This is a genomic window from Micromonospora fluostatini (assembly GCF_050410825.1).
GTDB lineage: Bacteria > Actinomycetota > Actinomycetes > Mycobacteriales > Micromonosporaceae > Micromonospora > Micromonospora rosaria.
On sequence record NZ_CP191251.1, the window covers coordinates 5769656 to 5781845 of the forward strand.

The following is a 12190-nucleotide window of genomic DNA, read 5'->3' on the forward strand; positions in this document are numbered from 1 at the left end:
ACCGCCGGGCGGGACGGGGGTACCGGATGCGGGGCGGCCCCGCCGCCCCCGGCCGCCGGGCGTACCGGTGGCGGGGGTGCCGGGCAGGTCATCCGACACGGCGCACCGTCCCCTCGCCGACCTCGTACCGGGCGCCGCGCAGGGCCGCCGGCACGTCCTCCGGTACCGCGCAGGTCACGATCAGTTGGCTGGCGCCGCCGACCAGTTCGGCCAGGCGTTCCCGGCGGCCGGCGTCGAGCTCGGCGAAGACGTCGTCCAGCGCCAGCACCGGCTCGATGCCGTCGGCGCGCAGCAGGTCGTACCCGGCCAGCCGCAGCGCCAGCGCGTACGACCAGGACTCGCCGTGGCTGGCGTACCCCTTGGCGGGCAGCGGGCCGAGGGTGAGCGACAGGTCGTCGCGGTGCGGGCCGACCAGGGTGGTGCCCCGCTCGACCTCGGCGCTGCGGGACTCGGCGAGCGCGGCGGTGAGCGCCTCGGCCAGGGCGGCACGGTCGACGGTGGGGTCGGCCAGCTCCACCGAGGGCCGGTACGTGATCCCCGCCGCCCCGCGACCGGCTGCCACCGCGTCGTACGCCTTGGTCACGTGCGGGGCGAGCGCGGCGACCAGTTCCAGCCGGCCGGCGAGCAGTTCCGCGCCGTGCCGGGCCAGGTGGGTGTCCCAGACGGCCAGGGTGGAGAGGTCCCCGCCCCGGGTGCCGCCGGTCTTGCGGGCCAGGTACGCGGTGCGCAGCAGGGCGTTGCGCTGCTTGACCACCCGGTCGTAGTCGGCCCGCACCCCGGCGTACCGGGGCTGGCGCAGCACCAGCAGGTCGTCGAGGTACCGGCGACGTTCGGCCGGGTCGCCCCGGACGAGTTCCAGGTCCTCCGGGGCGAAGAGCACCAGGCGCAGGGCGCCGAGCACGTCCCGCGCCCGGCGGGCCGGCGAGCGGCCCAGTCTCGCCCGGTTCGCCTTGCCGGGGACGATCTCCAACTCGACCAGGAGTTCCCGGCCGTCGTGCAGCACCGCGCAGCGGATCACCGCGGCGGTGGCACCCATCCGGACCAGCGGGGCGTCGGTGGCGACCCGGTGCGAGTCCAGGGTCGCCACGTAGCCGAGCGCCTCGACCAGGTTGGTCTTGCCGACGCCGTTCGCGCCGACCAGGACGTTCGGGCCGGGCTCCAGGTCCACGCCGACCCGCTCGTACGAGCGGAAGTCGACGAGTTCGAGCCGGCGCACGTGCACGGGTGGGCTACGCCGCTCAGGGCTTACGGACGGTGTGCCCGCCGAACTGCTGGCGCAGCGCGGAGACGGCCTTCATCGCCGGGGAGTCGTCCTGCCGGGAGGCGAACCGGGCGAAGAGGGACGCGGTGATGACGTTCAGCGGCACGCCGAGCCGGACCGCCTCGTCGACGGTCCACCGACCCTCGCCGGTGTCCTCGGTCCAGCCGCTCAGCTCGGCCAGCTCCGGATCCTCGTCGAGGGCCCGGTCCAGCAGGTCCAGCAGCCAGGACTGCACCACCGTGCCCTCGCGCCAGGACTTGATCACGCCGGGCACGTTGGTCACCAGTTCGGCGGCGGAGAGCAGCTCGAAGCCCTCGGCGTAGGCGTGCATCAGGCCGTACTCGATGCCGTTGTGCACCATCTTCGCGTAGTGCCCGGCGCCGACCGGGCCGGCGTGCACGAAGCCGTACTCGCCGGCCGGTTTGAGCGCCTCGAAGACCGGCATCAGCCGCTCGACGTGCTCGTCGGCACCGCCGACCATCAGGCCGTACCCGTTCTGCCGGCCCCAGACGCCGCCGGAGACCCCGACGTCGACGTAGCCGATGCCCTGCCCGGCGAGGCGCTCGGCCCGGGGGGCGTCGTCGCTGAACCGGGAGTTGCCGCCGTCGATCACGATGTCGCCCGCGTCGAGCACGGCGGCGAGGTCGTCGATGGTGGCGTCGGTGACCCCGGCGGGGACCATGACCCACACCGCACGCGGGGCCTGGAGCTTGCCAGCCAGGTCGGCCAGGCTCGCGACGTCGCTCAGCGCGGGATCGCGGTCGTAGCCGACGACCTCGTGCCCGGCGGCCCGCAGCCGCTCGCGCATGTTGCCGCCCATCCGGCCGAGTCCTACCAGGCCGAGCTGCATGGGTTCCTACCTCCGGTGGGTCGAGGTCGAGGGGTACGGCACGCGATCAGCGGGACACGCGGATCGGCATGATGAGGTAGCGGTACCCGGGAACGACCTCGCCATCCTCGCCGGCGGGGGAGATCACCGCCGGCTTGAAGGCGTCGACGAACTGGAAGACGGCGGTCTGGGCGCCCAGGTTGGACAGGCCGTCGATGAGGTACTGCGGGTTGAAGCCGATGGTGAGGTCGTCACCGGTGAAGGTGGCGTCCATCGCCTCGCTGGCCCGCGCCTCCTCGGTGCCGCCGGCCTCGACCACCAGCCCGTCGGCGCTGAAGCTGAGCAGCACCGGGGTGGTCCGCTCGGCGACCAGCGCGACGCGCTTGACGACCTCGATCAGCGTGCTGACCGAGAGCCGGGCCTCGGCGTTGTGGCTGGCCGGGAAGAGCGAACGCACCGGCGGGTAGTTCGCGCCGTCGAGCAGTCGGCTGGTGGTGCGCCGGGTGCCACCGGCGAATCCGATCATGCCCTCGCCGGCCGCGCCCTGGGAGAGCGCCATGGTCACCTGGCCACCGAGCGGGCCGAGGGCCTTCGCGGTGTCGTTCAGGGTCCGGGCCGGTACCAGGGCGTTGATGCTCACCTCGGGGTCGTCCGGGTTCCACTCCATCTCGCGCAGGGCGAGCCGGTACCGGTCGGTGGCGAGCATGGCCAGGGTGCTGCCGGAGAGCTCGATCCGGACGCCGGTCATCATCGGCAGGGTCTCGTCCCGGCCGGCGGCCACGGCGACCTGGGCGACGGCGGCGGCGAACGCGGCGGCGTCCACGGTGCCGGCGCTCTCCGGCATGTCCGGCAGGCTCGGGTAGTCCTCCACGGGCATGGTGGGCAGGGTGAACCGGGCGCTGCCGCAGACCAGTTCCAGGTGGGCGCCGACTGCGGCGATGTCCACCGGCTTGGCCGGCAGCGCCTTGGTGATCTCGGCGAGCAGCCGTCCGGAGACGAGCGCGGCGCCGTCGGAGTCACCCTGCACCTCGACGGTGACCTGGCTGGAGACCTCGTAGTCGAACCCGGAGACCTGCAGGTTGCCGTCGGTGACCCGCAGCAGCACACCGGCGAGCACGGGTACGGACGGCCGGTTGGGCAGGCTCTTCGCGGTCCACGCCACAGCCTCGGCGAGCGCGTCGCGCTCCACTCGGAACTTCATCAATGCCTCCGCGTCGACGTCGACGACAACTCTCTCATGCCGACCGCTGCCTACCGACCCGCCTGACCGTGCGGGTACCCATCGCACCTTAGGGCGCGGGGGCATCGGCTGTGCGCCCGACCCCGGGCTTCCTGCTGATGCGGTCCGACGGTCCACGGCCCGTTCGGGCTGCGATCCACAGGAAGCTCAACGGTGATGATTGGTTTTTGTTGTCTTAGAAGATCTAACTCATCGTCTTCATCGCACCTGTGCAAACTGGGGATAACCCGCGTTTGGGCAGCTCAGCACCGTTATCCACCGGTGGTTTTGCTGTGGAGAACCCGGGGTAAAACTCGCGTTCGTGTCCACAGGCCTCGCAGGATGCCTGGTTTTCCACCGTCGTCCACCGGTTATCCACCGGTAATCCACCGACTTTCTCCCCAGTGCTGTGGATGACGGCGGACGATCCACACCCTGTTTTCCCCAGAACCTTCAACAGCTCATGCACAGGCCGGTCCGTACCGGTGGACAACGGGAGCCGTCGTCCCCAGCCGTCCACAGCTCGTCCCCAGGGTTTCTCCACAGGCTGTGGGTAACCGAGGTGGGACGGAGCGTGGTTTTCCACCGACCGTGGACAACCGGCTGTGGACAACCTGTGGACGCTGTGGACAGACACTCCCCGATCGTGGGGCCTGAACCTGGTGGAGACACAACCCTGGGGACGACGGAAGTCGTCTCCGGAGCGGCCGAAGGGCCCCGCGGGAGGGCTCGGCGGAGCTACCGGACGGCGGGTACCGACCGGGACAGCCCGACGGGAGCCGGGCGGTGGACGACCCCGACGCGAGCCGCTGCGCGTTCCCGCGCGAGCCGGGAGCAGCCGACGTGGACCGGGGTAGACAGACACGGGCCGGGAAAACAGGCGCGAGGCTCGGGCTCAGACGCGCGACTGCGGATCAGCCGCGCGGCTGGGGATCAGACGACGTGAGCCCGGCCTCGGATGGCCGGGCGCGGACGTGTGACGACGACTCAGACGTGTCACGACGACCCGGTGGTCCCCTGGCGGGCCGCCGCCGGGAAGCTCAGCGGGCCGGAAGGCTCAGGGGACCGGGAGTCCGCCGGGGCCGAGGTCCAGCGTCTGAGGCTGGCGACGTGAGGCCGGGGTGCGGCTCAGGTGGTCTGCTTGATCCGGTTGGTCAGCTCGGCGATCTGGTTGTAGAGCGACCGGCGCTCGGCCATCTGCTGCCGGATCTTGCGGTCGGCGTGCATGACCGTGGTGTGGTCCCGGCCGCCGAACGCCTGCCCGATCCGGGGCAGCGACAGGTCGGTCAGCTCCCGGCACAGGTACATGGCCACCTGGCGGGCGTTGACCAGCACCCGCGAGCGGGAGTGGCCGCGCAGGTCCTCCAGGCTGACCCCGAAGTAGTCGGCGGTGGCGACCATGATCTGGTCGGCGGTGATCTCCGGGCCGGCACCGTCCGGGATGAAGTCCCGCAGCACCTCCTCGGCCAGCGCCAGCTCGACCGTGGAGCGGGTCAGGCTGGCGAACGCGGTGACCCGGATCAGCGCCCCCTCCAGTTCCCGGATCGAGTTCGACACCCGGGAGGCGATGAACTCCAGCACGTCCGGCGGGGCGTAGAGGCGTTCCTGCGCCGCCTTCTTCTGCAGGATCGCGATCCGGGTCTCCAGGTCCGGCGGCTGGATGTCGGCGAGCAGCCCCCACTCGAACCGGGTACGCAGCCGGTCCTCCAGGGTGGCGAGCTGCTTCGGCGACCGGTCGGAGGTGATCACGATCTGCTTGTTGGCGTTGTGCAGCGTGTTGAAGGTGTGGAAGAACTCCTCCTGGGTCCGCTCGCGGTTCTCCAGGAACTGGATGTCGTCGATCAGGAGGATGTCGACGTCGCGGTAGCGGCGCTGGAAGGCGCTGGTCTTGTCGTCCCGCAGCGAGTTGATGAAGTCGTTGGTGAACTCCTCGGTCGAGACGTACCGGACCGAGCGGGCGTTGCCCAGCGTGGTGGCGTAGTGCCCGATGGCGTGCAGCAGGTGGGTCTTGCCCAGCCCCGAACTGCCGTAGATGAACAGCGGGTTGTACGCCTTGGCCGGCGACTCGGCGACCGCGACGGACGCGGCGTGCGCGAACCGGTTGGACGAGCCGATGACGAACGTCTCGAACATGTACTTCGGGTTGAGCCGGTTCCCGCCGGTGTCGGCGCCGCCGGGGAGCCGCCGGTCGTCCCGTACGCCCGGCCGGTGATCTGCGCCACTACGCCCCGGTCCGTTGTCCGTGGCCCCGCCCAACCCCCGCAGGTGGTCGGCCCGGCCGGCGGTGGCGTCCTGCCGGTACCGGGGCTCGAAGCCCCGCATGTCGTCGGCCGGGCCGAGGCCGCCGCGCTCCCCGAACCCGGGCCGGTCCGGGCCGGCCCGGTCGAGGCGGAGCTGCTCGCCGAAGGCCGTACCGAACAGCGGCTCCTGACCGTCCCGGCTGGCCGGGATCGAGCCGGGCCGGTGACCGTCCGGGGCCGGGCCCGAACGGATGGCGTCCGGCGGCTGCCCGGTGTCGAAGCGGAGTCGGTGCTCGTCGGCACCCCGACGCTGGTCGGGGTCGTCGGGCTGGTCGGACCGGGTGCCGTGGTCAGGGTGGTCGTGGTGGTCCGGGCTCGGGAACAGCGGGGTCTCCGCCAGCGGTCGCCGGGCGTCGGAGCCGAACCGCCCGTCCGGTACGGCGTCGAAGTCCCCGGTGTCGGCGCTGCGGTAGACGGTGCCGGCCGGACGCGTGGCGGACTCCTCGGCGATCCGGACGGTGACCGCCACCTGGATCTGTCGGCCGAGCCGGCGGCTCAGCGCCTCGGTGATGGCCGGCCGGAGGCGGGACTCGATGACGTCCCGGGTGAAGGCGTCCGGGACGGAGAGCAGGACGGTGTCCTCGACGATCGCGCGGAGCCGGGTGAGCCGCAGGTAGGCGCGCTGCTGAGCGGAAATGATCTCGTCGGCGAGTTCGTCGGTCGTCGCCGTCCACACCGCGGCAAGGTCGGTCGTTCCGGCCACCGTCGTGCCACCCCCTCGCCTCTGCTCCCGACCACCGCCGCCACCCGGGTCGACCGCCGTCGGCTCGGGACCACCCTGAGCTGGCGGAACGTCAACCGACCGACCGTCGTCCACAAGTTATCCACACCCTGTGTACCGACTGATTGTGGCCGTCCGCCGGATGCGGGTCGAACCTGGCCCCCCACATCCGCCACGGCTGCTGAAGCGGACCCACCGTGCCGAACGATCCACTACCTTGTCCGGTCTTGCCCTCCGGCGACAAGCCGGACGTATCCTCTCCGCCGGCTCCTGTCGTCCGGCGCGGCACCGGACCCCGAAAGACACTGACCGCAAACGGGCACGCTAACAGCGTCATCCACAGGCCTACAACCGACCCGGCCCCGGCATCGTTGTCGGTATGAGTGAAAACCGCCGCATCGGTCGTGGTCAGCGCCGGGATCACGGAGTCGATCTTGTTTGACGGTCGTTGCCTGCCTGCGTAGGCTGGAGCGGCTGCTCTGTCGCCCTCTGCTAGGGTGATGGGTGCTTGCTGTCCGCGGTCGCAGCCTCGCGCCGTTGGGGGTCGTCGACCGCAGCCCTGCGCCGCCGGGTCGTCGGTCACGGCCCGCCCGGCCCGGGGTCCGTGATGTCGGACAGCATCGATCGGAGGCCACCCGCCGTGGTGGCCTGGACCACCACACGACCCCGTGGCCCTCGTGCCCCGGGGCGCACGGAAGACGGAGCCTGACGTGAGCAAGCGCACCTACCAGCCGAACAACCGCCGGCGCGCGAAGACCCACGGCTTCCGGCTGCGCATGCGCACCCGGGCCGGCCGCGCCATCCTCTCGACCCGCCGCGCCAAGGGCCGCACCCGCCTGTCGGCCTGAGGCTGACAGGTCCGGGGGACGTGGGCAGTCGTGCTGGCGGCCGCGCAACGACTGCGGCGCAGCACAGACTTCGCCGCAGCGGTCCGCGCTGGCCGTAGGGCCGGTCGGGGTGCTGTCGTCGTCCACCTGGCCACGCCGGTGATCACCTCGTCGAAGCCGGCGCGGGAGATCGGTACCGAGGACTCCTCGACACCGACCCGCGCCGGCTTCGTGGTGTCCAAGGCCGTCGGTCCGGCGGTGGTCCGCAACCGGGTCCGCCGCCGGCTGCGGCACCTGGTCCGCGAGCGCCTGGCCGGGCTGCCCTCCGGCAGCACCCTCGTCGTCCGTGCGCTGCCACCAGCGGCCGAGGCGTCGTACCACCGGCTCGGCGCGGACCTCGACGCCGCGATCGACGCCGCGCGTACGGCCCGGGGCCGGCGGTCGCGGTGACCGGCGGGTCGGCTACTCCCCGGTACCCCTCAGCGGGTGCCAGGGTGCTGAGCGGCCCGATCGTCGCGTACCGTCGGTGGATAAGCCCGGCGTTGCCGGCCCGCTGTCGGTTCTACCCGTCGTGCAGCGCGTACGCCCTCGAGGCGATCGCCCGGCACGGCGCGATCCGGGGAGCCTGGCTGACGGTCCGGCGACTCCTCCGCTGCCACCCATTTCACCCAGGTGGGCACGACCCGGTTCCGGAGCCGGGTGCCCGCCGCCGTGCCGATGTGACTGGAGCCTGAGAATTGAGTCTCGACTGGATCTACTACGCGATCTCGTGGATCCTGCTGGCCTGGCACTCGGCCTGGGACGCCATCGGGGTGCCGGTCGGCGAGGTCATCGGCACGAACTGGGCCTGGATCCTGGCCATCGTCTTCCTGGTGGTCACCGTCCGGGTGATCCTCTTCCCGGTCTTCGTCAAGCAGATCAAGTCGCAGCGTGCCATGCAGGCGCTTCAGCCGCAGGTCAAGGCGCTGCAGGAGAAGCACAAGGGTGACCGGGAGACGCTCCAGAAGGAGATGATGGAGCTCTACCGGAAGGAGAAGGCCAATCCGTTGATGGGCTGCCTTCCGATGTTCCTCCAGATCCCGGTGTTCCTCGGCCTGTTCCACGTGCTCCGCCGGCTCAACCCGGACAAGAGCGAGGCCGGCAAGACGCTCTACGGCTGGACGGTCGGGCAGTTCGACAGCGCCTCCCACGCGACGCTCTTCACCGCCCCGATCGCCGGCAAGTTCGGCTCGACCGCCGAGGAACTCGCGAACCTCAACGCGAACGGCACCACGGTCAAGGTCATCGCCGGTGTGCTGGTGCTGATCATGATGCTGACCACCTACCTGACCAGCCGTCAGATGATCCTCAAGACCGGCTGGGCCGAGGACCCGCAGCAGAAGATGATCCAGCGGCTGATGCTCTACGGCATCCCGGCCTCGCTGCTCATCTCCGGCGCGATCTTCCCGATCGGTGTGATCATCTACTGGGTCACGAACAACCTCGTCACGCTGGGCCAGCAGCAGTGGGTGCTGCGCAAGTTCCCGCCGCCGCCCACCGCTGGCGGCGCGACCAAGTCGACCTCGGCCGGCAAGCCGGCGCAGCCGGCCAAGACCGGTGGCCTGTTCAACCGGAGCAAGCCGGTCGAGGCGCCGGTCAAGCCGGCCGCGCCGAAGGTCGCCGGCCCGAAGCCGGGCGCCAAGCCGACCACCGCGAAGAAGAACCGCCCCGCCAAGCGGCGCGGTTGACCCCCACCGGCCGTCGCCCCCTCGGGCGGCGGCCGGTTCCGACCCGTGCAGCCGCCGTAAGGCCGGCGCCGGTCGGAACGCACCGCGCGGAGCGCGGCCACGGGCGGGACCGCCCGGAAGACGTGCCCGTGGGCATCGGCGACCTCCTGCCGAACCCCGGGAGATCAACGGACCCGACGGTCCGGCCGAGCGAGTACGGAGATGAGACCGTGACCGACACCAGCATCCCCCACGCCGAGCAGTCCTCGGAGACCGAGTCCGGGCCGATCGTGGCGAAGGGTGCCGACGGACCCGACGAGACCGAGGTCGAGGCGGGGCCGCGGGAGAAGAAGGCCCCGGCGGAGAGCGAGCTGTTCCGGCAGAGCGAGATCGCCGCCGACTACGTCGAGGGACTGCTCGACATCCTCGACTACGACGGCGACATCGACGAGCTGGTCTCGGGCGGCCGACCGGTGGTCGAGGTGGTCGGCGGCCGGTTGCAGAACCTGGTCGGGCAGCGCGGTGCCACCCTGGAGGCCCTGCAGGAGCTGACCCGCCTGGCGGTCTTCCGGCAGACGGGTACGCCCAGCCGGCTGCTGCTCGACGTCGGTGGCTACCGGGCGAACCGTCGCAAGGAACTCGCCGCGGTGGCGAAGAACGCCGTGGAGAAGGTCAAGGAGTACGGCGAGCCGATCCGGCTGGAGCCGATGTCCGCGTTCGAGCGCAAGTGCGTGCACGACGTGGTGAACGCGGCGGCCGGTGTGGAGAGCGAGTCCGAGGGCGTCGAGCCGAATCGGCGCATCGTCGTCCGGCCGGCGGACTGACCGGGTGGTCCGCGACGATCGGACGGTCGACACCGTCTTCGGCCCGGGTGGCACGCCGCCCGGGCCGTTCCGTGTCACCCCTGCCGTCCCACCCGGAGCCCCCGACGCCGCCGCACCCGGTGCCGCCGCACCCGGTGCCGCCGCACCCGGTGCCGGCGCCGAGCCGTCCGGCGCTGAGCTGTCTGGTGCCGAGCCGTCCGGCGCTGAGTCTTCTGGCCCTGAGTCGTCCGGTGGTGAGCCGGCGGGTGGCGCACCGGCCCAGCCGGCCGACGCGGCGCCGGGGCGGCACCCGCCGGCGGCGGACGCGGTGCTGCCGCCGTCGCTGGCCGGATCCGCCGCGACGCTCTTCGCTGACCGGCTCGACCTGGCCGCCGCGTACGCGGAACTGCTCGTCACCGACGGCGTGGTGCGGGGGCTGATCGGCCCCCGGGAGGCACCCCGGATCTGGGACCGGCACCTGCTCAACTGCGCCGTCGTGGCGGAGCGGATTCCGGCGGAGGCCGTCGTGTTCGACGTCGGCTCCGGAGCCGGGCTCCCCGGCCTGGTCCTGGCGATCGCCCGTCCCGACCTCACGGTGACCCTGATCGAGCCGCTGGCGCGTCGCACCGCCTTCCTCATCGAGGCCGTGCAGCACCTGGGGTTGACCCGGCAGGTACGGGTGTTCCGGGGACGGGCGGAGGAGGCGGCAGCAGGGGCCGCCGGTACCGAGCCGATGCGCGCCGACGTCGTCACCGCGCGGGCGGTGGCGCCCTTGGACCGGCTCTCCGCGTGGTGCCTGCCGCTGGTCGGTCAGGGCGGCCGGCTGGTCGCCATGAAGGGCGCCTCGGCGGCGGAGGAGATCGCCGAGCACGCCGAGGCGGTGCAACGGCTCGGCGGTGGCGTGCCCGAACTGCACCGGTGCGGCATCGGGCTGATCGATCCACCGACGACGGTGGTGGAGATCGTCCAGGAACGGGCCCGGGCGACGCGCCCCGCCCGACGGGCTCGGACCGGTCGGCGAGGCGGCCGGGCGGCGCGACGCTGACCCGGGCACCGCCCTTTCCGAGCGGGTCGGGCGGTCGTTGAACCAGTGCGGCGGGTCTGTCCAGCCAAACCGGCATGGACCCGCCGCGCCCGTCCGCCGTAGGCTGACCGCGCGTCGATAGTGTGGAGCGGACGGTGTCGGATGCCTCGGATCCCGGCCGCTCCCGCCGGGCCTGTGCTCCGTGGTGTGTACGCGCGAGGCCAATTGACGGGATGCGGACCGACCATCCGAAGCGGGTAGGGATGACAGGTGCATGACGACGGCAGGTACGACGATCCACAGGTGACCGGTTTCGGGGGGCGTCGCTCTGCGGGCGGCGACGTTTCACGTGAAACTGACCACTCAACCTGGTCCGGAGACAGTTCCCACCCGTCGCCCGTGGTCGGCCGGGCGCCTGCGGTGCGAGGTGAGGCGGCAGCGGCACCCGGCGTGGGGCCCCGTGGCGACGCGGGGCGCGCGGCTCCGCACGCCGACAGCGTGTCGCCGCCCCCGGGCAGCGGCGGGGGCGCAGGAACGACCGACCCGACAGCGACACCGGCCGGAGAGTACGGGGCGACGGAAGTCGCCGAGACCGCGTACGTTTCACGTGAAACCCCGACGCGCGAAGAGGATGATCCACCGTTGGCTATGGAGGCGATGCGCGCCGTGCAGATCCTGAATCCGAGTGGCGAGGTGACGATGCCCCGCCCGGAACGGACCCGGGTGATGTGCGTCGCGAACCAGAAGGGCGGCGTGGGCAAGACCACGACCACGGTGAACCTCGCGGTGGCCTTGGCCCTGCACGGTAACCGGGTACTGGTCATCGACCTCGATCCGCAGGGCAATGCGTCGACCGGGCTGAACGTCCCGCACCACACCGGGGTTCCGGACGTCTACGACTGCCTGATCGACAGCGTTCCCCTGGCCGAGGTGGCCCAGGGGGTGGAGGGCATCCCGAACCTGTGGTGCGTGCCGGCCACCATAGACCTGGCCGGTGCCGAGATCGAGTTGGTCTCGGTGGTCGCCCGGGAGTCCCGGCTGGCGCGGGCCATCGCCGCGTACCCCGGTCACTTCGACTACGTCTTCATCGACTGCCCGCCCTCGCTCGGACTGCTCACGGTGAACGCGCTCGTGGCAGCCCAGGAGGTGCTCATCCCGATCCAGTGCGAGTACTACGCGCTGGAGGGGCTGAACCAGCTCATCAACAACATCAACCTGGTGCGGCAGCACCTGAACCCCTCGCTCGACGTCTCCACGATCCTGCTCACCATGTACGACCGTCGTACCCGGCTCGCCGACGCGGTGGAGCAGGACGTCCGGAACCACTTCGGCGACAAGGTCCTCCAGGCGGTCATCCCCCGCAACGTGCGCGTCTCCGAGGCACCCAGCTACGGCCAGTCGGTGATGACCTACGATCCCGGATCACGAGGGGCGACGAGTTACTTCGAAGCCGCTCAGGAGATCGCCGAGCGAGGGGTCAAGGAGAGCCGGTGAGCCGGA

Annotated in this window: 11 protein-coding genes; 7 read left to right on the forward strand and 4 right to left on the reverse strand. The window is 71.7% G+C overall.

The features are described 5' to 3' along the window. Positions 1-88: 88 nt before the first annotated feature. The 4 genes from recF to dnaA form a co-directional block, all read right to left on the reverse strand. The gene (gene recF, locus ACQUFX_RS25610; RefSeq protein ID WP_428962803.1) at positions 89-1222 is read right to left on the reverse strand and encodes a DNA replication/repair protein RecF; all 1134 of its coding nucleotides are present in this window, start codon (positions 1220-1222) and stop codon (positions 89-91) included. A 16-nt stretch (positions 1223-1238) separates the two neighbouring features. Continuing rightward, positions 1239-2111 (reverse strand): phosphogluconate dehydrogenase (NAD(+)-dependent, decarboxylating), encoded by an 873-nt coding sequence (gene gnd / locus ACQUFX_RS25615; protein WP_428962804.1) that lies wholly within the window; start codon positions 2109-2111, stop codon positions 1239-1241. 46 nt (positions 2112-2157) lie between these two features. Next, on the reverse strand, positions 2158-3291 hold the full coding sequence (gene dnaN, locus ACQUFX_RS25620) for a DNA polymerase III subunit beta (protein ID WP_428962805.1): 1134 nt from the start codon (positions 3289-3291) through the stop codon (positions 2158-2160). A gap of 1146 nt (positions 3292-4437) precedes the next feature. Beyond that, positions 4438-6312 carry a chromosomal replication initiator protein DnaA gene (gene dnaA, locus ACQUFX_RS25625; protein WP_428962806.1) on the reverse strand — a complete coding sequence of 625 codons (1875 nt, stop codon included), beginning with the start codon at positions 6310-6312 and terminating at the stop codon, positions 4438-4440. A gap of 728 nt (positions 6313-7040) precedes the next feature. Here dnaA and rpmH point away from each other — a divergent pair. From rpmH to ACQUFX_RS25660, 7 genes are all read left to right on the forward strand, one after another. Next, positions 7041-7178 carry a 50S ribosomal protein L34 gene (rpmH, locus tag ACQUFX_RS25630; RefSeq protein ID WP_067300964.1) on the forward strand — a complete coding sequence of 46 codons (138 nt, stop codon included), beginning with the start codon at positions 7041-7043 and terminating at the stop codon, positions 7176-7178. A 30-nt stretch (positions 7179-7208) separates the two neighbouring features. After that, the gene (gene rnpA, locus ACQUFX_RS25635) at positions 7209-7607 is read left to right on the forward strand and encodes a ribonuclease P protein component (RefSeq protein ID WP_428962807.1); all 399 of its coding nucleotides are present in this window, start codon (positions 7209-7211) and stop codon (positions 7605-7607) included. A gap of 44 nt (positions 7608-7651) precedes the next feature. Next, on the forward strand, positions 7652-7891 hold the full coding sequence (gene yidD, locus ACQUFX_RS25640; protein WP_083978535.1) for a membrane protein insertion efficiency factor YidD: 240 nt from the start codon (positions 7652-7654) through the stop codon (positions 7889-7891). 3 nt (positions 7892-7894) lie between these two features. Continuing rightward, positions 7895-8884 (forward strand): membrane protein insertase YidC, encoded by a 990-nt coding sequence (gene yidC / locus ACQUFX_RS25645; protein ID WP_428962808.1) that lies wholly within the window; start codon positions 7895-7897, stop codon positions 8882-8884. 209 nt (positions 8885-9093) lie between these two features. Continuing rightward, positions 9094-9687, forward strand: a complete 594-nt coding sequence (locus ACQUFX_RS25650; protein ID WP_428962809.1) for a Jag family protein — start codon at positions 9094-9096, stop codon at positions 9685-9687. 307 nt (positions 9688-9994) lie between these two features. Continuing rightward, positions 9995-10711: a 16S rRNA (guanine(527)-N(7))-methyltransferase RsmG gene (gene rsmG / locus ACQUFX_RS25655; protein WP_428962810.1), complete on the forward strand. Its 717-nt coding sequence runs from the start codon at positions 9995-9997 to the stop codon at positions 10709-10711. Between the two features lie 477 nt (positions 10712-11188). After that, positions 11189-12184, forward strand: coding sequence for a ParA family protein (locus ACQUFX_RS25660; RefSeq protein WP_428967074.1), 996 nt, complete (start codon positions 11189-11191; stop codon positions 12182-12184). Positions 12185-12190 lie beyond the last annotated feature (6 nt).

Coding starts and splice junctions, on each gene's coding strand:
- gnd (WP_428962804.1), bottom strand. CDS start 2,111: ATGCAGCTCGGCCTGGTAGGACTCGGCCGGATGGGCGGCAACATGCGC.
- dnaN (WP_428962805.1), bottom strand. CDS start 3,291: ATGAAGTTCCGAGTGGAGCGCGACGCGCTCGCCGAGGCTGTGGCGTGG.